The 23255-nt window shown below is 46.6% G+C and carries 18 protein-coding genes; 7 read left to right on the forward strand and 11 right to left on the reverse strand.

What is annotated here, in order from left to right; all coding sequences use genetic code 11:
• Positions 1-32: 32 nt before the first annotated feature.
• On the reverse strand, positions 33-965 hold the full coding sequence (locus L5M51_RS11115; RefSeq protein ID WP_105251669.1) for a DUF808 domain-containing protein: 933 nt from the start codon (positions 963-965) through the stop codon (positions 33-35).
• A gap of 239 nt (positions 966-1204) precedes the next feature.
• On the opposite strand from L5M51_RS11115, the gene rpiA reads away from it, so the two are divergent.
• The gene (gene rpiA, locus L5M51_RS11120) at positions 1205-1867 is read left to right on the forward strand and encodes a ribose-5-phosphate isomerase RpiA (protein WP_263172705.1); all 663 of its coding nucleotides are present in this window, start codon (positions 1205-1207) and stop codon (positions 1865-1867) included.
• A gap of 183 nt (positions 1868-2050) precedes the next feature.
• Here rpiA and L5M51_RS11125 read toward each other — a convergent pair whose 3' ends face one another.
• Together L5M51_RS11125 and L5M51_RS11130 are read right to left on the reverse strand one after the other, a co-directional pair.
• Positions 2051-3241, reverse strand: coding sequence for a class I SAM-dependent rRNA methyltransferase (locus L5M51_RS11125; RefSeq protein ID WP_011788387.1), 1191 nt, complete (start codon positions 3239-3241; stop codon positions 2051-2053).
• 301 nt (positions 3242-3542) lie between these two features.
• The gene (locus L5M51_RS11130; RefSeq protein WP_263172708.1) at positions 3543-4748 is read right to left on the reverse strand and encodes an endonuclease/exonuclease/phosphatase family protein; all 1206 of its coding nucleotides are present in this window, start codon (positions 4746-4748) and stop codon (positions 3543-3545) included.
• A 766-nt stretch (positions 4749-5514) separates the two neighbouring features.
• Between L5M51_RS11130 and L5M51_RS11135 the strand changes: the two genes are divergently transcribed.
• The 4 genes from L5M51_RS11135 to L5M51_RS11150 all read left to right on the forward strand — a co-directional run bounded on the left by L5M51_RS11135 (position 5515) and on the right by L5M51_RS11150 (position 9959).
• Entirely contained in the window at positions 5515-6222 is a 708-nt protein-coding gene (locus tag L5M51_RS11135) for a hypothetical protein (protein WP_263172710.1), read from the forward strand.
• A gap of 19 nt (positions 6223-6241) precedes the next feature.
• Positions 6242-7615, forward strand: a complete 1374-nt coding sequence (gene mgtE, locus L5M51_RS11140; RefSeq protein ID WP_173243187.1) for a magnesium transporter — start codon at positions 6242-6244, stop codon at positions 7613-7615.
• Between the two features lie 265 nt (positions 7616-7880).
• Positions 7881-8969, forward strand: a complete 1089-nt coding sequence (locus L5M51_RS11145) for a methyl-accepting chemotaxis protein (RefSeq protein WP_263172711.1) — start codon at positions 7881-7883, stop codon at positions 8967-8969.
• A gap of 216 nt (positions 8970-9185) precedes the next feature.
• The gene (locus L5M51_RS11150; RefSeq protein ID WP_263172713.1) at positions 9186-9959 is read left to right on the forward strand and encodes a substrate-binding periplasmic protein; all 774 of its coding nucleotides are present in this window, start codon (positions 9186-9188) and stop codon (positions 9957-9959) included.
• An 80-nt stretch (positions 9960-10039) separates the two neighbouring features.
• Here the strand turns inward: L5M51_RS11150 and L5M51_RS11155 are convergent, their stop codons facing one another.
• From L5M51_RS11155 to L5M51_RS11190, 8 genes are all read right to left on the reverse strand, one after another.
• The gene (locus L5M51_RS11155) at positions 10040-10771 is read right to left on the reverse strand and encodes an RluA family pseudouridine synthase (RefSeq protein WP_263172715.1); all 732 of its coding nucleotides are present in this window, start codon (positions 10769-10771) and stop codon (positions 10040-10042) included.
• 172 nt (positions 10772-10943) lie between these two features.
• On the reverse strand, positions 10944-14168 hold the full coding sequence (carB, locus tag L5M51_RS11160; protein ID WP_105251663.1) for a carbamoyl-phosphate synthase large subunit: 3225 nt from the start codon (positions 14166-14168) through the stop codon (positions 10944-10946).
• A gap of 27 nt (positions 14169-14195) precedes the next feature.
• Positions 14196-15356, reverse strand: coding sequence for a glutamine-hydrolyzing carbamoyl-phosphate synthase small subunit (gene carA, locus L5M51_RS11165; protein ID WP_113941188.1), 1161 nt, complete (start codon positions 15354-15356; stop codon positions 14196-14198).
• A 168-nt stretch (positions 15357-15524) separates the two neighbouring features.
• Positions 15525-16337, reverse strand: a complete 813-nt coding sequence (gene dapB / locus L5M51_RS11170) for a 4-hydroxy-tetrahydrodipicolinate reductase (protein ID WP_105251661.1) — start codon at positions 16335-16337, stop codon at positions 15525-15527.
• A 71-nt stretch (positions 16338-16408) separates the two neighbouring features.
• Positions 16409-17026: an FKBP-type peptidyl-prolyl cis-trans isomerase gene (locus L5M51_RS11175; protein ID WP_006083907.1), complete on the reverse strand. Its 618-nt coding sequence runs from the start codon at positions 17024-17026 to the stop codon at positions 16409-16411.
• 219 nt (positions 17027-17245) lie between these two features.
• Positions 17246-18055, reverse strand: coding sequence for a M48 family metallopeptidase (locus tag L5M51_RS11180; RefSeq protein WP_263172717.1), 810 nt, complete (start codon positions 18053-18055; stop codon positions 17246-17248).
• Positions 18056-18204: 149 nt separating this feature from the next.
• A complete protein-coding gene (locus L5M51_RS11185) occupies positions 18205-18789 on the reverse strand; it encodes a GNAT family N-acetyltransferase (RefSeq protein WP_263172719.1) in 585 nt (194 codons plus the stop codon).
• 137 nt (positions 18790-18926) lie between these two features.
• Positions 18927-20258 carry a DEAD/DEAH box helicase gene (locus L5M51_RS11190; RefSeq protein WP_263172721.1) on the reverse strand — a complete coding sequence of 444 codons (1332 nt, stop codon included), beginning with the start codon at positions 20256-20258 and terminating at the stop codon, positions 18927-18929.
• A 542-nt stretch (positions 20259-20800) separates the two neighbouring features.
• On the opposite strand from L5M51_RS11190, the gene L5M51_RS11195 reads away from it, so the two are divergent.
• Together L5M51_RS11195 and L5M51_RS11200 are read left to right on the forward strand one after the other, a co-directional pair.
• Positions 20801-21079: a DNA polymerase III subunit epsilon gene (locus L5M51_RS11195; RefSeq protein WP_263172723.1), complete on the forward strand. Its 279-nt coding sequence runs from the start codon at positions 20801-20803 to the stop codon at positions 21077-21079.
• 1046 nt (positions 21080-22125) lie between these two features.
• Positions 22126-23142: an IS110 family transposase gene (locus L5M51_RS11200; protein ID WP_106649633.1), complete on the forward strand. Its 1017-nt coding sequence runs from the start codon at positions 22126-22128 to the stop codon at positions 23140-23142.
• Positions 23143-23255 lie beyond the last annotated feature (113 nt).

The raw sequence follows: 23255 nt of genomic DNA on the forward strand, positions 1-23255 counted from the left end.
GCTCATCCTTGATGGTTGATGCGCGCAGCTAGTTAACTACGCAATTTCTGTATTCCTGTCATCGCAATAAGTGCAACAGCGCCAGCAACGACACCAAATAAGCCATTAAGAATACTTGGCGTCAGCACAGCAAACACTGGTCCAACAACACCAATGGCAGCAACCGCTTGTTCAGCATGGTGGATTTGCTCGCCGACTAGGTGTAGACCATGAGTTAAAATCCCACCGCCCACCATAAACATGGCTGCCGTGCCAATAATCGTTAAACTTTTCATTAATACGGGAGCTGCGCTCAATAAACCAAAACCTAATTTACGGTTCATTTGAGTTAATACAGAGGCACCTTCACGTTGACTCAAGTACAAACCCGCATCATCCATTTTCACAATCGCCGCCACTAAGCCATACACGCCTATGGTCATGACTATCCCAATGACAGCTAACGTAAAAAACTGTGTCGATAGGGATTTGTCCGCCACGATACCAAGGGTAATGGCAATAATTTCCGCCGATAACACAAAGTCGGTACGAATCGCCCCTTTGACTTTTTCGGCCTCGTAGGCGGCGAAATCTTTAATCTCAGGTAACTCATTCTCTACTTGGGTTTCGTGTTGTTGCTGGCCTTTTCTATGGCTATAGCTGTGATGCAGTTTTTCAAACCCTTCGTAGCATAAAAACAGTCCACCAAACATTAATAAAGGGGTGACAGCCCAGGGAATAAAAGCGCTGATAAGCATTGCTGCTGGCACTAAAATCAACTTATTACGGAATGATCCCTTGGCCACTGCCCACACGACAGGTAATTCACGATCGGCGCTTACGCCAGTCACTTGCTGGGCATTGAGGGCTAAATCATCCCCCAGTACACCCGCGGTTTTCTTTGCCGCTACTTTACTCATTACCGCTACGTCATCCAAAATCGATGCGATATCGTCGAGTAAGGTTAATAAACTCGCGCCTGCCATGCTAAATCCTCAATAAATCATTCTACTTTTGCCATAGTAGCTTAGTTAGATTAGTTGCGTATAGCGAAATGCTTTCCAACTTAACTGCTTAAGTTACTTACGTTATTGGGACTGCTTGCTAATGTGAAAATGCCAGCAATCTAGATCACACCCACGGTGGAATTGCGCCACATTATTTATCGGAAAAGAGTATACTAAGCCCAGAATTTTTTACTCATTTGCCGTTACAGGATGTCAACATGACTCAAGATGAAATGAAAAAAGCTGCCGGTTGGGCCGCACTTAAGTTCGTTGAAAAAGACAGCATTGTTGGTGTTGGTACGGGTTCGACTGTGAATCACTTTATCGATGCACTGGCGACCATGAAAGCCGATATCGAAGGCGCAGTCTCTAGCTCTGAGGCATCAACTCAGAAAATGAAAGCGCTGGGTATTCCCGTTTATGACTTAAACAGCGTCGATCGTTTATCTGTCTATGTGGACGGTGCCGATGAAATCAACGACCGCATGGATATGATTAAAGGTGGCGGCGCGGCATTAACTCGCGAGAAAATTGTCGCGGCTGTGGCTGAGAAGTTTATCTGTATCGTGGATAACACTAAGCAAGTCGACATACTAGGTGAATTTCCACTACCCGTAGAAGTCATTCCGATGGCACGCTCTTATGTGGCGCGTCAACTCGTTAAACTTGGCGGCGATCCTGTGTACCGTGAAGGCGTTGTGACCGATAACGGTAACGTGATCCTCGATGTGTACAATCTTAAGATCCTTAATCCAAAAGAATTAGAAAGTCAGATCAATGAGATAGTCGGTGTAGTGACTAACGGTCTGTTCGCCAAACGCGGTGCAGATGTGTTACTCGTTGGCACCCCTGATGGCGTAAAAACCTTTACCGCCAAATAAGTTAAGCGTAAAAATCCTATCACAGTCACAAGGCTGCTGATTGTAAAAATGCACAGTAAAAAATACGCTGTAAAAATGCCAGCCACTTTTTTCAAAGGGCTGGCATTTTTTATGGTTCTTTTTATAGCTCAATGTTATCTAACTAAGTTGCCCATCGCAGACAGCTTATATCAAACGCTTTGCTTACCAAGCTCTGGCAACTAGACCTTTTAAGTAGAATCCTTCTGGGAAGGCGCTACCGATAGGGTGATCGCTCGCTTGGCTTAAGCGTTCGATAAACTGGATTTCACGTTTCGCATCGAGCGCGGCATCAGCCACGATTTTTTGGAACAGATCCGCAGGCATTAATCCTGAGCAAGAGAAGGTCAATAACACGCCGCCCGGATTCAATAACTGCAATGCAATCATGTTGATGTCTTTATAACCACGGCAAGCCCCGTTTAACTGCGCTTTGTTATCGGCAAACTTAGGCGGGTCGAGCACAATCACATCAAAGGTTTTGCCTTCATCACGGTACTGGCGCAACAACTTGAACACATCGGCTTCGTTGTAATGCACATTGTCATCACTCAAACCGTTCACTTGCATATTGAGGCGCGCTGTCGCCAAGGCTAGAGAAGACACATCGACGTTTTCAATACTGGCAGCACCTGCTTTCGCAGCGTACAGACCAAAAGTCCCTGTGTAGCAAAAACAGTTCAATACCGATTTATCTTTGACAAAACGGGCGGCAATCGCGCGGTTATCACGTTGATCGAGATAGAAACCTGTCTTATGGCCTTTAATCACATCGACGGCGATCTTGATGCCGTTTTCTTCGATAATCACTGGCATTTCTGGCAGAGTGCCGTGCAGTAAACCGGTAACAGGCAGCAGGCCTTCTTTCTTACGGGAATCCACATCGGAACGCTCATAGATAGCACAATCTGGATATTGCTCAGCCAATAGCTCGACTAAGGTATCGCGCCATAAATCAGCACCTGTGCTCAGTAACTGGCACACCAACACATTGGCATATCTGTCGATGGTGATCCCAGGTAAACCATCGGACTCAGCAGCCACTAAACGGTAACCTGTTAAGCCTTGCTCGCGGATTAAATCGTTACGGCCGATTTGCGCCCGCTGTAAACGTCTGGCAAAAAACGCGCGATCAATTTCTTCTTCGCGATCGAAAGTCCAAATCCGCACTTGAATTTGCGACTCAGGCGACCAAGCACCACGACCTAACCAATGACCATCATGCGCGACCACATCGACTGTCTCACCCGCTTCAGGTTTTCCCTTAATATTATGAATAGCATTGGAAAATACCCAAGGATGGCGACGCTCAAGTGACTTCTCGCGGCCGGGTTTAAGTTTGATTCTGATAGCCATAGTTGCCTTTAAAAATAGTGCCGCCACTAAAAAGGGCTGCTGTCTAAAAAATGGGAAACGGATGATATACCCAATGTCACCTAAGTGCGAGTACCGAACGCGCCGCAGCGCTTATTTTCCATCATCCACGGGTGGCCGATCATACCTTATTTTAACGGTTAATTCTGAATGATATTCATGCGAAATGATGTTGGAATGGTTAATGAAACAACGATAACAAAACCGTAGCGAGAAGATGCCTGCGCGATAAAGACAACTGACATGATTGAAATAAAACGAATTAATCAGTAAACACGAGAACTTAGCTACGTAGCGCTAACTCAACAATGACGGGCGCATGGTCAGTACTGTAGGCGTCGCGTTCATATTCAGGTCTGACTAAGTGTCTATCGCAGGTCTGATAATCCACCACTTGCGCTAAACTGCGGCCATGGCTCGCATCAAATTCGCTCGAAAGCAAAATATAATCCAGCACAGAACCTTTGGGGCCATAGTAATGGGTCGCCGTTCGGTGTTCCCTATGGTAAGCGGTATTACCCGTCAAACTGTCCCTCAAGTTCGCTTCAATAAATAACTCATAGGCATCCTTAAGTTGATACTGAACAAACACCGCCGCTAACGCCGCATCCGATAAATGCCCAAGGCCAGCGGCTTTAATGTCATTACTGTGGATACTCTCGCCCTGTATCGTTAACGCATCTAAGGCGCCCATTGTCAGACTGTCATTAAAGTCCCCCATCACGATAACGGGATGTTTAGATTCTTGCCTGCGTACTAATATGCCATTGAATAATAATGCTGCTTCTGCGCCGCGCTGCATGGTAGATGCCCAGCGGCCTAAGGCTTGCTCTGTGAGTAGTTGGGTTTCTGAATGCAGTTTCATGCTTGCTGCGGGAGCCAAGTTATCTAACCCAAGTGGCTGATGTTCGAGAGGTTGATGTTCAAGGGGCTGATGTTCAAATAGCTTAGGCTCGAGCGCTAATCCGGCACGTTTTGACTTAAAGTGCACCACATAATAGTCACACTTGCCGATGTGTGGCACTTCAACGGTTGCGCGCAGCACCTTACGGCTAAAGGCAAATTCACTCAATAATCCCATGGCTGCCACTAAACGCGCATCAGGTTCGACACTGCTGATTTCCACTATGGGATAACGGGAGGCAAGCGCGACCACAGGGCTGCGATAAATGTAATCACTGATAAGAGTTGGCTCATCAACGACCGCAAAATACCCTAGACCTTGCTCACTGGCGATTCGTTTGAGCGGTTCAGGGCTAAACACTTCTTGAAATCCCACAATATCGGGCTGGCGATGTGCGAGAAACTCACTCAACCACTGACACTTTTTCTGCCATTGCCCATGGCTATAGATATTTTCAAAATCATAGTAAGCCAAAGGCGGCTCAATAAAGTTAAACAGATTGATACTGGCGATCTTGATATTCGCGGTGCACTTAAGATCGATAGGTGCAGTAATTGATTCCAACTCATCGATATTGTGTGCCACAGCTTAATCCCCCCCAAAATCTGAATACAGCAATCTGACTTAATCTGACTTAATCTGAGTGAGCACAATGACTCACCGCAGGCACGACAAGGGTATACCCGAAGTGCACTAATGCCAAATCCCCCATTATGGATAAAGTGTTAACTCATCTCTGGCGACTCAAATACAGCTTACTGAGATAAGTCATACCGTTAAAAACCACAATTCAATATCACAGTTAAATCCGACAACAAAAATCAACCGCTACCAGCCAAAAAATAAACAATCAAACAACAATGATTAGCACGCAAAACCACCAGCACTCCCAACAAAATCACGCAAGCCCAGGAATGATCATAAAATTAACTTTTCCTTAAAGTGTAAATTCAAACAAAAACATATGTAATAACATGTGCGGTTGACTTTACATTTCAGTCCCTTAGAATGTGGCGACTTTAATCATTGCGGAGACCCACTGTGGGCACACACATAAGCGACAGTAGATGCCCTGTCCAAAAGACAGGATTTAACGCCTAGCACTAGCCCGCAATATTTGCTGCTACCTGCTAAGCAGGGTAGTAGTGTGAACCATTCTTCACTCAGCCTCCCCCAAAATATCAATCACAGACAATAAGCCTGAGCCTATGGCTGCGCTTTAGCAATTCCAGCATTTTGCTGGGGTTCAGTTATGTGTATTTATTGCATCTCAAAGCAAGTTTTTTGCCTCAGTGGACTTCGTTTTCCCTATGGATTTACATCTATGGGTTTACATCTGAGGAGCCTAAATATGGCTTACATAAACAACACATCAATTTTGCGATCTTTATCCTGCGCAAGTATCAGCTTGTACTACAGCATGAGTGCGGCGGCATCCCATCTCGAAGTGGATGATCCTGCCCTCGCGGATCGCTGTGAATTAGAAATGGGCTGGCAACAACCTAGGTCGGATCATGCTCGCCCACAATTAAACGCGGCCACGACTTGCAGCCGCAATCAATGGGAATGGCATTTAGGATTAGCGTCCAATGCCAATGACGATATTCGTGAGGAGCAAGCTGAAGTCGGCATTAAGCTGCCGCTCAACGTAAACTCCCACTCAGATTCAGAGCAGCAACAGGATGATTGGCACAGCGCACTGGTGATCAACTTGCAGAAAAACCTCGATGCCAGTAACGAATTAGCCACCGAAGTCTTCGGCATTTTTGGCAAAACCTTAGGCGATTCTGATGTCAGTCTCTATACCAATTTAGGTTTTACCCATGAGTTTAATCAATCAACCCAATTGCTTGTGGGTATCGCGGCGGCGTATGAACTCAGTAGTCACCATCGCGTGATAGCCGAGATTTATCAAAAAGAATTGAGCGAGACTACCTATCAGTTCGCTTATCAACACACGCCACAACAACAGCTACAGCTGGAATTGAGCTTAGGCAATGCCCTTCGTGGCAACGCGCTGCAACTTGGCGCAGACATCACCTTTTACTTTGGTCACTAGATCGTTGAGAGAATGAACTATGAACATGAATAACAGCACAAACAACACTAAAAAAATCATCCATAACTTGCAAATGATTATCGAGCAACGCAGTGCCAGCGCCATGGCTGAATTAGCCGAAAAACGCCACCCTGCCGATATTGCAGCCGTATTTAACGTCTTTAATCAAGCTCAACAAGTCCTATTATTGCAACTGGCCTCACCTAAGGTTTGTGCCAATTTGTTTCGCTATCTGACCGATGAATTGCAAGCCAGCTTAGTACAGCAATTAGATAAAACTACGCTATCTGCGCTGCTGGTTCACATGGCAGCAGATGAACGTGCCGACCTCTATAATCTGCTCGATGAAACCCAGCAAGCGGCGATTTTACCTGCGCTAGCATTGGCCAAACGCGAAGATATGCGCACCCTCGCCGCCTATGATAAAGCTAAAGTCGGCGCGGTCATGACCTCGGATTACACATTACTGAATAGCCGCCATACTGCGGCAGAAGCAATTGATACTCTACGTACTGAAGCGGCAGATAAAGAAACGATTTATCAAACCTATGTGGTGGATATGTTAGGCCGCTTAATAGGAACTGTATCTTTAAGGCAGTTATTGCTGGCGCAACCGCACGAGCGAGTGGTCGACTTTATGAAACCCGATCCTGTCGCGCTCGATGCCAATGCCTTTCGCGAAGAAGCGGTGCAGATGATCGCCCATTACGACTTAATGGCGCTGCCAGTAGTCAATGGCAAAGGCCAGCTCGTCGGTATCGTCACCTATGATGATGCTATGGATATCGCCAGCTCACAGGCGGATCTTGAGTTCACAAAAACTGCGGCCATCGGCAATATTGACCATAACCTCAAGACTGCCAGCATAGGCTTACTTTACCGTAAGCGCGTGGTTTGGCTGGTAATCTTGGTTTTTGGTAATATTTTCTCGGGAGCGGGGATCGCCTTCTTCGAAGACACCATTGCCAGTTATGTCTCTTTAGTCTTCTTCCTACCTCTGCTGATCGATAGCGGCGGCAATGCGGGCTCACAATCGTCGACCTTAATGGTACGCGGCTTAGCCACAGGGGAAGTGGTTCTCAAAGATTGGTTATCTATGCTAGGGCGCGAGTTATTTGTAGCTGGATTATTAGGAGCCAGCATGGCAGCGGCAGTGTCCTTGCTAGGATTTTGGCGCGGCGGACCTGAAATCGCGCTGGTTGTGGCACTCACAATGCAAATTGTGGTGATTATTGGCAGCTTGATTGGTATGTCTCTGCCTTTCTTACTGAGCAAGTTAAAGATGGACCCTGCGGCCGCTAGTGCGCCACTCATCACCTCCATCGCCGATATCATAGGTGTACTCGTGTATTTCAGCATAGCCACAGTGGTGCTCGACTTACCTATGCCATAGGCCTAAGACCTAAGACCTCAAAGTGAACCAAGCTAAGTTAACCTTAGCGTGGTTCACTTATCATTCGATAGTACTAACCCATTTATGACAAAGCATAAAAGCTTCAATAACCTTAAAAAAATTAAGAATAAAGCTTAAAGATCAGTTAATATTTCCATACCTGAATCGTTTTACTTTTTATTAACATTGCAGTATTTACCGCTGAGCCCAGTCACAGTAAGTCGATAAGCAATAGTGATAGTCCTAGCGACTTGAGAGGTTTTATATGTGGTTTAATTCCCAGCTCAAAGCTGAAAACCAGGCGCTTAAAGAGCGACTCATCCAACTAGAACGCCAACACCAAAATGAAGTAGATGAACTGCGTGGCATGATCCGTGAAAATGAGACTATGCAGCAACAGTCGCGCCAAAATGCAGACCACTACACTGAAGTGATCGCCTGCCAAAACCTAGGCGGAGATATGCTTAATGCCGTGCGCGAAGGCTTAGCCAGTAGTGCCGAATTACTCTCTGCGGAAAAAGAATCACTGTCTGAACTCAATCACGTTTTTGATCAAACCCGTGTGGCCATTGCCAATTTAGGCACTAGAGCGACTTATATTAATGATCAAGCATCGAACAGCATGAAAGCTGTCACAGAACTCGATGCTACGACCTCTTCAATCAATCAATTTGTTGCGGCAATTCAAGGAATTTCAGAACAAACAAACTTGCTGGCATTGAACGCCGCCATTGAAGCCGCCCGTGCAGGCGAAGCAGGACGAGGGTTTGCTGTGGTGGCCGATGAAGTGCGCCAGCTTGCGAGCAAAGCCCATGAAGCCAGTAGCCATATTGAAAAGCTCGTGAAACAAATCGTCGCGCAAGCAGCTGAGATTAAAGAAATTGTTCATAATAATCAAAGTAGTGCCGTTGATGTAGCCACCTCCTCAACCCAAATTGGTCAAGTCGTTGAAGATGTCCTGCAACGCTCAAAACAAATGCAGCACGTTATCCATAACGCAGCCACAGCGTCATTCTTGAATACCACTAAGCTCGATCACGCAGTCTGGAAAAGTAGCGTTTATCAATTAATTGAAAAACCACAGCATAACCACAACGTGAACTCACACACTGAGTGCCGCCTAGGGCAATGGTATTTCAAAGGATTTGGTGCCGAGAATTATCAGCATTTAAGTAACTTCAAAGCATTAGATGCACCACATAAAGCGGTACACGAGGCAGGAAAAGCGGCGCTCAATGCGAGACAAAAAGGTAATTTGCCTGAGATGGTCAAACAACTGCACTCAATGGAAGACGCCAGTATGCGTGTTGTGCATTGCATTGATAACCTTATGCGAGATGTATATCGAGCGTGATATATAGGCACAGAAAGATAAGCTATCACCCATAAATAAGCCTACCTAAGAGCGCCATACTCGCGCTCTTTTTTTATCGTTCAAAACGGTATAGTAAATTTAATCTTAGAAAATGAACCCCTAGCTATACTTGATTTAAACACAGCCTTCATCTTTAATCGTTTCAAGAGCAAGCAGTGAGACTCAATTATAACATTCTAATTTTTAGGGTTATTAATGAAATTAGTCACAAGTTTATTGTTATCACTCACCCTTAGCAGCGCAGTTTCTCTTCGCGCGCAGCCGCTCAACATCTATACCGAAGAATGGTCACCAATCAGCTTTTCTGTCAATGGCAAACCCGATGGTTTAGCTGTACAGGTAGTACAAGAAATTCAAAAGCGCATAAAGAACCCAGATCCAATCAAGGTCGTACCTTGGGCTCGCGGCTGGAAAATGCTGACCGAGCAACCTAATACTGTGTTGTTTACGATGACGCGCACAGCAGAAAGGGAGCAAATGTTTACTATGATTGGGCCTGTTGCTATCGGCACGACTAATTTTTATGCCTTAAAAAATAGCGGTATAAAAATAACCACTATAGATGATGCAAAGACAGCTAAGGCAATTGGTGTCTATCGTGCCTCGGTGGAAGAACGCCTATTGCTCGAACTGGGATTTACGAATGTTGCGGCCTCATCCGAGCCCTTATTGAGTGCCAAACAATTGATGAAGCAACGTGTCGATCTTTGGTGTAATGCCAATCTCACCGCGCCGAGTATTCTGTCGGATGCAGGCGCGAGCATTGATGATGTAGAGTCGCTCTTCACGATTAGTGCTAATCATCTTTATATTGCCTTTTCACAAGGCACACCCAATGATGTGATCGAACAGTGGAAAAACAGCCTAGAAGCGATAAAAGCAGATGGCACCTTCGCAACGATTTACCATACTTGGCTCCCCAACGATACGCCGCCAATGCAGACCGAACGTATCGGGTTTAGCAACTAAACCCATTGCTCTAAATTCTACGTGCTAAGTGCTGAATGCTGAATGCTGAGAGCTAAACTCTATTGCTCTTTTAAAAGCGCTTAAAAAGGACACTCACAAACCCAGTCGATACGCTCACCCTTGATAGGATGGTTAAACGCTAAGCGGATCGCATGCAGCATTAATCTGCTGCTCGTCGTATTAGTGATATCAGCTTCATCAACATCAGCCTTATCAGTCACGCACTCACCCACGCCACCGTAGAGATCGCACCCCAGTATTGAGTGACCCAATTGCTGACTGTGGATCCGCAGTTGATGGGTTCGGCCAGAAACAGGGATAAATTCGACCCGCGTGGCGAAAGGTTCGGTTAATCGTTCCAGCACCTGATATTCACTGATCGCAACTTTGCCTGTGCTATGGCAAATCTTTTGTAGCGGGAAATGGTCACTATCTTTAGCGATCGGCAGATTAATCACCCCGCTGTCAGCGGCTAAATGCCCGTGCAGCAAGGCGGTATAACGCTTTTCAACCGTGCGCGCCTGAAACTGTTTTGTCAGCAAACCATTCACGCTTTTATTCAGCGCCACCAGCATGATACCGGAAGTGCCAAAATCGAGTCTGTGCAGCAAAGTGGCCGTCGGAAAATCCTGCACTAAACGATAATGCACCGAGTCGAGATTCAGCGGATTCTTCCCCGACAAACTCAATAATCCGCTTGGCTTATCAATCAGTAGAATATCGTTATCTTGATAAAGCACGCGTATTTGCCCGAGGCAAGGCGGCGCAATAAAAGTATCGACTTTGGCAAGGCTATCGGCTGGCGCAGACATAGTTTTCTCAGGCAACATAAGTAGGTGAAAAGTAGATCAATGGGCGATCACAACAAGCTAAACCATTCAGTAAAACAGACTCATAAACTTAGCAAAACAGATATAGTCTAAATAATAAGGCCGCATAACCTAAGTTATGCGGCCCTCTAATTCACGGCATTAACGCTGTGGCTTATTTAGCCAATACGCGCAGATGCAGTTCTTGTACTGACGTCACGTTAGTACGGTCATCCGCAGCATGGGCCATACAAGTAGCGAATGCAGCATTCATGGTCGTCGTGTAGTTAACTTTGTAACGCAGAGCACCGCGGCGCAATTGACGAGAATCTTCAATCGCTTGGCGACCTTCGGTAGTGTTCACGATATAAGTGTATTCACCATTCTTGATGCGATCGAGAATGTGTGGACGCCCTTCGTGCACCTTGTTCACTAAACGTGGGTTGATACCCGCTTCGCCTAGGATAACCGCAGTACCATGAGTCGCATCGATTTGATAACCGAGCTCAATTAACTTAGCCGCTAAATCGGCAACGCGTTTCTTATCGCTGTTACGCACAGACAATAATGCACGGCCTGACTTAGGCACCTCAGAAGTCGCACCTAACTGCGCCTTAGCATAGGCTTCGGCGAACGTATCGCCCACACCCATAACTTCACCGGTAGAGCGCATTTCTGGGCCTAACAGTGGGTCAACACCCGGGAACTTATTAAAGGGCAACACCACTTCTTTCACTGAGTAGAAAGGTGGGATCACTTCTTTAGTGAAGTTTTGCGACGTTAAACTTTGGCCCGCCATCACACGCGCGGCGATCTTAGCTAAAGGCACACCGGTCGCTTTGGACACGAATGGCACAGTACGGGCAGCACGTGGGTTAACTTCAATCATATAGATTTCGTTATCTTTCACGGCGAACTGTACGTTCATCAGGCCGACAACGCCGAGTTCCATCGCCAACTTGCCGACTTGAACGCGCATACGATCTTGGATTTCTTGGCTTAGCGTGTATGGCGGTAGAGAACAACCTGAGTCACCTGAGTGAACACCCGCTTGTTCGATATGCTCCATAATCGCGCCTATCACCACGATTTCGCCGTCACATACTGCATCAATATCCACTTCAATCGCATCATCTAAGAAGCGATCGAGCAATACTGGCGACGCGTTCGATACGCTCACGGCTTCGTTGAAGTAACGTAGCAAATCTTGCTTATCATAGACGATTTCCATCGCGCGGCCGCCCAGTACATAGGATGGACGCACAACTAACGGATAACCGATACGCTCAGCGGCAATCACAGCACCTTCAACCGTAGTCACAGTATCGTTTTCAGGCTGTTTCATCTCTAAGCGTTGAATCGCTTGCTGGAAACGCTCACGGTCTTCGGCGCGGTCGATGGCATCTGGGCTAGTACCAATTACAGGTACGCCAGCAGCTTCTAAGGCACGGGCCAATTTCAATGGCGTTTGACCACCGTACTGCACGATAACGCCCTTTGGCTTCTCGATACGGACGATTTCTAATACGTCTTCCAGTGTGACGGGTTCGAAGTACAGACGGTCTGAAGTGTCGTAGTCGGTTGAAACGGTTTCAGGGTTACAGTTCACCATGATGGTTTCATAGCCGTCTTCACGTAGCGCTAACGCCGCGTGCACACAGCAATAATCGAACTCAATACCTTGACCGATACGGTTTGGCCCGCCACCTAACACCATGATTTTGTCACGGGTCGATGGGTTAGCTTCACATTCTTCTTCATACGTTGAGTACATGTAAGCTGTGTCTGTCGCAAACTCTGCCGCACAGGTATCCACACGCTTATAGACTGGGTGCAGGTCGAACTTATCACGCAGCTTACGCACTTCGGCTTCGTTCACGCCTAATACATCGGCCAGACGCGCATCGGCAAAACCTTTACGTTTCAGCTTACGCAGTAAGTCGATATCCAGACCCGCCAGACCCGCTTCAGCGACAACACCTTCGAGCTGAACCAGCTCTTCGATTTGCACGAGGAACCAAGGGTCGATATTGGTCAGTTTAAAGATTTCATCTAAGCTCAACCCCGCACGCATCGCATCGGCTATGTACCAAATACGGTCGCAACCAGGCTCTTTCAGCTCGTGGCGGATTCGCGACATCGCCTCAGGTTTAGACATGTCTGTGACAGGATCTAGACCGTTACGGCTAACTTCTAAACCACGTAATGCTTTTTGCAGTGACTCTTGGAAAGTACGGCCAATCGCCATCACTTCACCCACAGACTTCATCTGTGTGGTTAAGCGATCATTGGCGCCGGCAAACTTTTCAAAGTTAAAGCGTGGCACTTTAGTCACAACGTAATCGATAGCAGGCTCGAATGATGCTGGCGTGCGACCGCCAGTGATGTCGTTCATCAGCTCATCAAGGGTGAAACCAACCGCTAACTTAGCGGCGATTTTCGCAATCGGGAAACCCGTTGCCTTTGATGCTAATGCTGAAGAGCGCGATACCCGTGGGTTCATCTCGATGATAACCATACGGCCATCTTTCGGGTTGATGCCAAACTGTACGTTCGAACCGCCTGTCTCAACACCAATCTCACGCAGTACGGCCATAGAGGCGTTACGCATGATTTGGTATTCTTTATCAGTCAGGGTTTGCGCGGGTGCAACTGTAATAGAGTCGCCCGTGTGCACGCCCATAGGATCGAAGTTTTCGATGGCGCAGACGATAATGCAGTTATCGTTGCGGTCACGGACCACTTCCATCTCGTATTCTTTCCAACCGATCAGTGATTCGTCGATCAGCAGTTCACTCGTTGGCGATAACTCTAAGCCCTGTGAACAGATCTCTTCGAACTCTTCCCTGTTGTAAGCGATACCGCCGCCTGAGCCACCCATAGTAAAGGATGGGCGGATAATGCAAGGGAAACCCACTTGATCAAGTACGCCATAAGCTTCGTCCATATTGTGGGCAATGCCCGCGCGCGGACAATCAAGACCAATACTTTTCATCGCTTTATCAAAGCGGCTACGGTCTTCAGCTTTATCGATGGCATCGGCAGTCGCGCCAATCATCTCGACGTTAAATTCTTTCAGTACGCCTTTGGCTTCAAGTTCTAATGCGCAGTTCAGTGCGGTTTGGCCGCCCATGGTTGGCAGAATCGCATCTGGGCGTTCTTTAGCAATAATGTTACGGACCACTTCCCAGTGAATCGGCTCGATATAAGTGGCATCGGCCATTTCTGGATCAGTCATAATGGTGGCAGGGTTAGAGTTCACCAGAATGACACGGTAGCCTTCTTCACGCAGCGCTTTACACGCTTGTGCGCCAGAATAGTCAAATTCACATGCCTGACCAATCACTATTGGGCCGGCGCCTAGGATAAGAATACTCTTTATATCTGTACGTTTTGGCATTGCTTCTCTCTTCTCCTAGCTAGCGTACTACTTGGCGTTCTGACGGTATATGTCGATTAGCTCGATAAAGTGATCGAACAGCGGGGCGGCATCGTTCGGGCCAGGGCTCGCTTCAGGGTGACCTTGGAAGCTGAACGCGGGCTTGTCCGTGAGATGGATACCTTGGAGTGAACCATCAAACAGCGACTTATGCGTCACTTTAATGTTGGCGGGTAAGGTCGTTTCATCGGCAGCAAAACCGTGGTTTTGGCTGGTGATCATCACGTTACCTTTCTCGATATTGCTCACTGGGTGGTTTGCACCGTGGTGACCAAACTTCATCTTCAAGGTTTTTGCACCTGAGGCCAGCGCGAGTAGCTGATGACCTAAACAAATACCGAAAATCGGCGTGTCGGTTTTCAGAATTTGTTGAATCGCTTCAATCGCGTAATCGCATGGCTCTGGATCGCCAGGGCCGTTCGAAAGGAACACACCATCGGGATTCATCGCTAACACTTCGGCAGCTGAAGTTTTAGCAGGCACTACGGTGACGTCACAACCGCGGTCCACTAACATGCGCAGAATGTTTTGCTTAACGCCGTAGTCGTAGGCTACTACTTTGTATTTAAGCTCATTTGCTGGCGTATCTTCTGGTAAGCCGCCCACTAAACGCCAGCTACCTTTACGCCATGGATAGGCAGTTTTGGTCGTGACTTCTTTAGCGAGATCCATGCCTTTTAAACCGGGGAAAGCTTTGGCAGCGGCGAGCGCTTTTGCTTCGTCTAAGTCTGCACCTGCCATAATACAACCGGCTTGAGCACCTTTTTCACGGAGAATACGAGTTAACTTGCGGGTATCGATATCTGCTATGCCAACGACATTGTTCGCTTTGAGATAATCACTTAAGCTTTGTTGATTACGGAAACTACTTGCGATGAGCGGAAGATCACGAATGATAAGACCACAAGCGTGAACCCCATCGGATTCAATATCTTCATCATTGGTACCAGTGTTGCCTATGTGTGGGTAGGTTAATGTTACAATCTGGCGTGAGTAGGATGGATCAGTTAAAATTTCTTGGTATCCTGTCATGGAAGTGTTAAAAACAACTTCACCAACAGAGAGACCATCGGCACCAATTGCTGTGCCAGAGAATACAGTTCCATCTTCGAGTACGAGTAAGGCAGACTTTGTCAACGCGACCTCCATAAAGAGCCAAGCCACTGAAATATAATGTTTTTATGTTATGTTAAGATACCAATTTCCGCTAATTTACGAAATTTTGACAAATTCCAGCGAGTTTACAGTAAAAACGCGAAACCGTCCACCCACTGGTAACTGGGTGCAAAAAAAAACGCCATATCGGCGTTTTTAATATTAATGCAAACCTAAAACCTGCTGCATATCATACAAGCCCGGCTTTTGCTCCACGAGCCAGTGAGCGGCACGCATAGCACCATTAGCAAAGGTCATACGACTCGAAGCTTTATGGGTGATCTCTAAACGCTCACCGATATCGGCAAACATGGCCGTATGTTCACCAACTAAATCACCGGCACGAATAGTCGCAAAACCGATAGTTTCACGGTCACGTTCACCCGTGATCCCTTCGCGGCCATATACGGCACATTTTTCAAGATCGCGACCTAAAGTCTTAGCAATCACTTCACCCATTTTCAGGGCTGTGCCCGACGGCGCATCTTTTTTGTGTCTGTGGTGGCCTTCGATAATTTCGATATCCGTGTAATCACCCATGACTTCGGCAGCCAGTTCGAGTAATTTCCACATCAAATTGACACCCACAGACATATTCGGCGCCATCACGACCGGCGTTTGCTCGGCAAAGGCATTGATCTGTTCTTTTTGAGCATGATTGAAACCCGTTGTGCCAATCACCATGGCTTTCTTATGGCGAACACACCAATCTAAATGGACAATACTGGCGTCTGGCGCGGTGAAATCGATCAACACATCAAAATCATCAGTCGCATAATCGAGCGAATCCATGATCATGACGTTTAATTTACCCACACCAGCTAACTCACCCGCATCCACACCCACTAAACTTGAGCCTGCACGCTCAATGGCGGCACCCAGTAAAATATGGTCGTGATTGTAGGCCGCTTCAATAAGAGTGCGTCCCATACGACCACCGGCACCGACGATTGCCACTCTCACTTGTCCACTCATTTCAATCTCCTCAACCTTTCTTTGTATTCCATAAGAAAACGCCTAAGACAGGCTTAGGCGTTTTTTCAATATTAGATGATATCTAATAATTCAACTTCGAATACCAAAGTTGAATAAGGAGGAATCGATGCCCCCGCGCCACGCTCACCGTAAGCTAAGTGATGTGGCACAAATAATTTCAACTTAGTGCCTACTGGCATCAGTTGCAGTGCTTCAGTCCAGCCAGCGATAACGCCAGAAACTGGGAACTCAGCAGGTTGGCCACGAACTACAGAGCTGTCGAACACATCACCATTGATGAAAGAACCATGGTAGTGAGTACGAACAGTATCTTCGTAAGTTGGAGTAGCACCGTCACCTTGGACTAATACTTCGAACTGCAGACCAGAGTCAGTCACAGTCACGCCATCACGCTTAGCATTTTCAGCTAAGAAGGCATCGCCTTCAGCAGACGCAGCAGCAGCAGCTTGCTCTTGAGCAGCTTGAATACGACCGCTAATTTCAGTGAAAGCAACTTGCAGATCTTGCATAGACACAGCACTTTCTAAACCGGCAAACGCATCGGCTAAACCCGCTTGAACGGCTGGAATATCCACGCCATCAAAAGAATTGGCGGCCAGTTGCTCACCCATTTGACGGCCTACACCGTAGCTTGCTTGCTGTTCAACAGTACTGAATTTATCAGACATAATTAACGACTCTCAATTATCAGTGGAATTTTGCGCGCCAGTTTACCATAGTTCAGCGAGCTATGCTGATAAACTGACTGCTTATTTAACTAAGGAGGCTTTTTTACACACTTATTGCGTATTTATCCAAAAGCATAAATAGGTTAAGGACACGTATCTCTGCGCAAACGACAGCGAACACTCACCAAACGGGCACTTAGATCTTAAATAGATTTCAGCTTATTTCGGCGCCACACATTGATTCTTCACCTGCGCTTTAGCACTGGCATAAAGTGGCTGCATCTGTGCTTGCAATTGTTGTAGCTGAGCAATGCGATTACTGTTCGATGGATGGGTCGATAATAACTCCGGCCCTTGGCTACCGCCCACCTTCGACATATTCTGCCATAACTCAACACTCTGAGCCGGATTGAAACCCGCTCGAGCCATTAACTCTACGCCCATGATATCGGCTTCGCTCTCTTGGGCACGGCCAAAGGGAAGAATGACCCCTACCTGAGCACCGAGTCCCAATGCCGACATATATAAGTCGCGATTCGACACACCACTCGCCCCTAGCGCTGCATCGGCAATCTGCATTCCAACGCCCGTTAACTGTCCACGGGAAACCTGCTCGTTACCATGTTGCGCCAACACATGCGCGACTTCGTGACCGAGCACAGTAGCAAGCTGATCAGGTCCCTTAGCGACCTTAAGCAATCCGGTATAAACCCCAATATGCCCACCCGGCAGAGCAAAAGCATTAACTTGTTCAGAGTCAAACAAAACCAGATCCCAGCGCTGGGTTTGGTCCGGCAGCACTGCGGTAATACGATTAGCGACACAATTGACGTATTGCGTCAGCTTTTTATCACTACTCACTTTTTGCTGTTTTTTCATTTCCTCGAAGGAGGAATCGCCCATCTGCTGCATTTGCGCCGCTGAATACAACAAGGTCTGCCCTCGCCCCGTTGGCGATTGCGTGGTCGCACAGGCCGATAATCCGAGCGCGACCGCCATACCCACTAAGCCTAAACGCATTGATTTCATGTGGCACTCCTTAAATCCCATGACGGGCGTGAAGATCTTTGAGCCAACACGGGCTCAACTAATGGAAAGATTTTACTGAGATAGACAAGATAAGCCAAATAGAGAAACACTGGCGGCGCGCGTTAGCGATACTTTGCACCTAAAAGGAATTAATACTCCTCCTTTAACAAGGCATAGACGAACTCATCGCCCCACGCACCTTTAAAGAAGATGTTTTTCACATAATGGGCTTCGCGCCTAAAGCGGAGTTTTTCGAGTAAGCGACAGCAGGCAAGATTTTGTGCATCGGTGATGGCAATAACTCTATGCTTATGCAATTCAATAAAGAGGTAATCCAGCAATGCGCTGACGGCCTCAAAAGCAATATGTTTACCTTGATGCTCAGGCGCAATCGTAAAGCCAATTTCCACCTGCTGCTCATCAATAAATTGCAGCGCCAGATCGCCAACTAATTGGGTTGGTGTAGTTCCCGATGCGACAGTGACAATTGCAAGCTGAAACCAAGTACCAACCGCACCAAATTGTGCATAATCCATCTTCTCGAACAACGCGAGTGCATCGCTATAGCGGTAATCCGTCCAGCTTTGATATTTGGCGACCTTAGGGTCGGCTCGATAGGCGGTAAAAGCCTCAAGATCCGCTCGCTGGAATGGCCTAAGTACAAAGTGCTCGGTCGTTAAACCGTTATTCACCACTTTATGAAGTGCTTTGCTTAACGCCAATGTCGATCCCATGACTTAGCTCCTTAATGTAAATAAGTCACTAAGTTACACCCAGAGCGAAAGTGATAACAGCGGCCAATGCGCTTTATTCTGTTATCTGTTTAGTGATTGTGGCACGCCAAACTTGAACGCTATGAATAGCTTCAAGCTCAGCGCTTACCTTTAAACTCTTTGGCGCTGTGCTTATTGATGCTACGGCGATTCGCCTGTTTATCCCGTGGTGGTCGCTTACGCTCAACTTTGCTCTCAGTGGTGCCATCACTGGTATTTTCACTCGGCTTATCCGTTACCGGAAAGTCAGCCAATAATGCCAGCGGTAACTCTCGCGCGGTTAAACTACGGATCGCCGTTAAGGTCGCCATTTCACCGTGGCACACGAGGGAAATCGCCAGCCCTTTTTCGCCAGCGCGCGCGGTGCGGCCAATGCGGTGCACGTATACAGGCGCACTCATGGGCAAATCCAAATTGATGACGACAGGCAAGGCATCAACATGAATGCCGCGCGCCATCAAATCTGTCGCCACTAATACTTGGATACGATTGGCTTTAAAGTCGGCCAAGGTTTGGCTGCGAACGGTTTGCTCTTTTTCACCGTGCAGCGCGGCAACTTTCATCCCCGCTTTAGCGAGCCGTTTAGCGACGGCATCGGCATCATCGCGGGCGCTGATAAACACCAACACCTGCGGCCATTGATACTGTTTTAACAGAGCAATCAATGCCTGTGCTTTGCTGCCCTTGTTGACTAAATAGAGTTGTTCTTCGATTTCACCAGCCACTGAATTCACCTTGTGAGCTTCGACCCGCAGCGGCTTATTCACCAGTAGCTTGCCCGCCAATGTATCCAAAGCCTCGGGCAAGGTGGCAGAAAACAACGAGGTTTGCTTAAGCTTAGGCATAAACGCCATCAGCTTTTGCACATCGGGCCAAAACCCCATTTCCAACAGACGGTCAGCCTCATCCAGCACAAGATGTTTTATCGAATCGAGGCTGACGTGGGACTGTTTGCATAAGTCCAGTAAACGTCCAGGGGTTGCCACTAACACCTGCGGCTTGGCTGCAAGTTCGGCTAATTGGTCTTCCAGCGCGACTCCACCACACAGAAGCTGAATGTTCAACGAAGTCGATAACTGACTCGCCACTGTTTGCAGCGCCTCAGTCACTTGCAGCGCTAATTCCCGTGTTGGCACCAGCACTAACGCCAGTGCATTTGGAGGCTGTACAGACTTTGTGCCCTGCAACTGTGTTTGCTGTTGCAACAAAATTTGTTGTAGGAGTGGCAAACCAAAGGCTAAGGTTTTCCCGCTACCAGTTTGTGCTAAGGCTAACAAATCCCGTCCTGCAAGAATGGCCGGAATCGAGAGTTGCTGCACCTTTGTCGGATGTTTAAGACTTGCAGGCAAGGCCTTTAGTAACGCCGAATTTATGCCAAGCTCAGCAAAAGTTAACGACTCAGGGGAAGAAGAAAGCTCGGGAAAGGTCATCACAGCACCGGATCAAAACATGGGAGCGAAAGTTTACTGAGAGTTGCCTTTGAATACCAATGTTGTTTCGGCTTTTACGCAAGCCTTGACCAGTTTGCAACGGTACGGTTTGTAACGGTACGGTTTGCAACAATACAGTTACGGCATTTGCGTTACGCCACTAAGAAAGTCTAGTTTGAAACTTCGTTTGAATTTCTAAACCAAAGGTCAAATCAATAGCCGACCTAAAGAGAATCAACTGCAATCTCCTCTTGGATCTCCCCTGCCGACAAGGTTCATGTCTAACGGCCAGTTCGCAGGAATAGGTGAATGCCTGTCACTTCGGTGTTCATGGTTTATCTTAAAAGAGACTCTAGCCGCATCTTTCTTATGTGCGCAAAGTTAACGCAGGTGATGGGATGGTAGATTTTAATCCCACAGCTTTCGTGAGCGCTTATGGTAGAATCCCGCCCAATCAGCTTTATGAATGTGCAACACAACTCATTTGTTTAACTGAACGTAGTGGAACACTACCGTGATTAACTAAATGAGGAGAAAAGATTATGAGTAAGTTAAATGCCGAAGAACGTAAAGCCCGCGATAACGCCCGTTTTTCACAACGCGTCGATGAACGCCGCACAAAAGGCGAAGACGTGGTCGCCTACGTGCTGGGCAACAAGCTCGCGTTTAAGTTTCTAACTAAACCAGAGAGACACGAATTTAAACAAAGAGAAGCCGCTCTTGAAGAAGAAGCCAAACTTAAAAAGCAGCAAGCGTTTCAGCTGAAAACCGAGCAAGAGTTAGAGAAAGTAGAAGCCGCATTTACTAATACAGAAGAGTAACTTCTCAAAAGAGCCATTGATCATCATTGATGGCTCACGCATACCCTATCTCCAAACTTCGTTTGGATTTTTAAATCCAAATCAAAATCAAAATCAACGTCGTGGGGCATCACCCACGATATTATTCGATAGCCAATAAAAATGTCTTCGGCTCATAAGATATAAGATTTCTTCTATTTCCCACCATAGGGTATGCTTATCGATATATCAGATATTTTGTCATATTAGGTCAAATAGATGAATAATGTGCTAACAACACTATTAACCATAGTAGGCCCATTAATTACACTTATCTGGATAATTTTTCACTACTCCTCAAAGTCCAATTGTATCTGTGCAAGATGTAATACATTTATCAACTATCAATCAGAAAAATTTAAAGTTGACCTTCTAGGACACTCAGGTTTTGTATGCAACTCTTGTCAGTCAATACTTAATGAAATCGGGTTAGTCGTCTCACCACTAGGTGAATTTTCACACCAATGTCAACACTGCAAGAGATCATTTTCCTCTTACGATAGAAAGAACTTTATTGTAATTCGGCAGGATTTATTTCTTATATGTAACCCCTGCATTAATCAAATTCGTCTCGACAAAGATAAGCCTATGAGTTGTATGCTCTCAAATATCCTTACTTCAGAATTCCTTAAAGGTTGTTCTAACTTCTTAACATTTGAAGAGCTAGTAATTGCAGCGAAAATCCCAAACTTTAACGCTGACGCTCTAAAGTCTACAGAGTGGAATAACCACATCAAACTAAACACTATATATGAAAATTGGGATGCCTTATTTAGTGCCGCCTCAATTTACTACAGAGATTCATTACTGATTGAGAAGCTAACCTCATCATTAAATTCAACAAGCCATCGTTAAATAACACCAAGATCCAAGGAATACACCATCCCCTCGGAGTTGCCGCAGGGCGAATAGACAAATTGCGTGAGTCTTGCCATGGATAATGGAATGGACCCATCCACTTTTAATCGGCCTCGCAATGGGCCACGATGTAGTCGCTAAAACTCATCAGAAAGAGGACGGGTCCACCTATGAAGATTACTACAATCGGTTTAGATATCGCAAAGTCTGTTTTTCATGCTGTTGGCGTCGATAAAGCGGGTAAGTTAATCAAAAAGAAAATGCTTAGACGCAAGGACTTACTTCCCTTTCTTGCTCAAATTGAGCCGTGTCTGATTGTGATGGAAGCCTGTGGTGGGGCAAATTATTGGGCCAGAGAATTTGAGCTGTTGGGCCACAGCGTCAAGTTAATTGCTCCTCAATTTGTAGTACCTTTTCGGCAAGGTAATAAAAATGACTACAACGATGCGCTAGCCATTGCCGAGGCTGCGCAGCGGCCCAACATGCGGTTTGTAAAACCCAAAAGCGTCGAGCAGCAAGATGTGCAACTGCTCCACCGTATGCGGGAACGATTAACTAAACAATCAACCGCCTTAATCAATCAAGTCAGAGGGATGCTAGCAGAATACGGCATTGTGATGACCAAAAGTAAATCGGCTTTTAAAGTACAGTTCCCAGATATTTTAGCGGATGAAGCCAATACACTGACCACTAAAGGTCGGGCCATTTTTTATCAGTTATATGAAGAATTTAGTGATATAGAAAAACGGCTTAAGAGTTGTGATGCACAAGTGCTCACAGAAACTAAAAACAATGTGATTTGCCAGCGTTTAGAGACTATCCCTGGCATTGGTCCAGTCACCGCTACCGCCTTTTATGCCGCCGCAGGTGATGGTAAAGATTTCAGTAATGGCAGACACTTTTCAGCTTGGTGTGGCTTGGTTCCCAAACAACACAGCAGTGGAGGTAAAGATAACCTTCTTGGAATAAGCAAGCGGGGAAATGCGTATTTACGCACCCTGTTCATCCACGGCGCCAGAGCGGTGTTGCAACACAGCCAGAATAAGCAAGATAAGTTTAGTTGCTGGGCAATCCAGTTAGCAGAGCGCCGAGGTTTTAACCGAGCCTGTGTAGCCGTCGCCAATAAACTCGCGAGAATGGCATGGGTTATCGCGGCGCATGACGAAGAATATCGACTTCCAGTATAGTGCTGAATAGATTCAATAAACGTTAATAATTAACCAACCAGCAAGTTGCTAAGACACTTGAATTGATGATGAGACAGTCAGACTGATCTACTAAAAACCTTAGCTCGCCATAG

The organism is Shewanella sp. SM73, assembly GCF_025653795.1.
Classification (GTDB): domain Bacteria; phylum Pseudomonadota; class Gammaproteobacteria; order Enterobacterales; family Shewanellaceae; genus Shewanella; species Shewanella oncorhynchi.

Coding starts and splice junctions, on each gene's coding strand:
- L5M51_RS11115 (WP_105251669.1), bottom strand. CDS start 965: ATGGCAGGCGCGAGTTTATTAACCTTACTCGACGATATCGCATCGATT.
- rpiA (WP_263172705.1), top strand. CDS start 1,205: ATGACTCAAGATGAAATGAAAAAAGCTGCCGGTTGGGCCGCACTTAAG.
- L5M51_RS11125 (WP_011788387.1), bottom strand. CDS start 3,241: ATGGCTATCAGAATCAAACTTAAACCCGGCCGCGAGAAGTCACTTGAG.
- L5M51_RS11135 (WP_263172710.1), top strand. CDS start 5,515: ATGGCTTACATAAACAACACATCAATTTTGCGATCTTTATCCTGCGCA.
- mgtE (WP_173243187.1), top strand. CDS start 6,242: ATGAACATGAATAACAGCACAAACAACACTAAAAAAATCATCCATAAC.
- L5M51_RS11145 (WP_263172711.1), top strand. CDS start 7,881: ATGTGGTTTAATTCCCAGCTCAAAGCTGAAAACCAGGCGCTTAAAGAG.
- L5M51_RS11150 (WP_263172713.1), top strand. CDS start 9,186: ATGAAATTAGTCACAAGTTTATTGTTATCACTCACCCTTAGCAGCGCA.
- L5M51_RS11155 (WP_263172715.1), bottom strand. CDS start 10,771: ATGTCTGCGCCAGCCGATAGCCTTGCCAAAGTCGATACTTTTATTGCG.
- carB (WP_105251663.1), bottom strand. CDS start 14,168: ATGCCAAAACGTACAGATATAAAGAGTATTCTTATCCTAGGCGCCGGC.
- carA (WP_113941188.1), bottom strand. CDS start 15,356: ATGGAGGTCGCGTTGACAAAGTCTGCCTTACTCGTACTCGAAGATGGA.
- dapB (WP_105251661.1), bottom strand. CDS start 16,337: ATGAGTGGACAAGTGAGAGTGGCAATCGTCGGTGCCGGTGGTCGTATG.
- L5M51_RS11175 (WP_006083907.1), bottom strand. CDS start 17,026: ATGTCTGATAAATTCAGTACTGTTGAACAGCAAGCAAGCTACGGTGTA.
- L5M51_RS11180 (WP_263172717.1), bottom strand. CDS start 18,055: ATGAAATCAATGCGTTTAGGCTTAGTGGGTATGGCGGTCGCGCTCGGA.
- L5M51_RS11185 (WP_263172719.1), bottom strand. CDS start 18,789: ATGGGATCGACATTGGCGTTAAGCAAAGCACTTCATAAAGTGGTGAAT.
- L5M51_RS11190 (WP_263172721.1), bottom strand. CDS start 20,258: ATGACCTTTCCCGAGCTTTCTTCTTCCCCTGAGTCGTTAACTTTTGCT.
- L5M51_RS11195 (WP_263172723.1), top strand. CDS start 20,801: ATGAGTAAGTTAAATGCCGAAGAACGTAAAGCCCGCGATAACGCCCGT.
- L5M51_RS11200 (WP_106649633.1), top strand. CDS start 22,126: ATGAAGATTACTACAATCGGTTTAGATATCGCAAAGTCTGTTTTTCAT.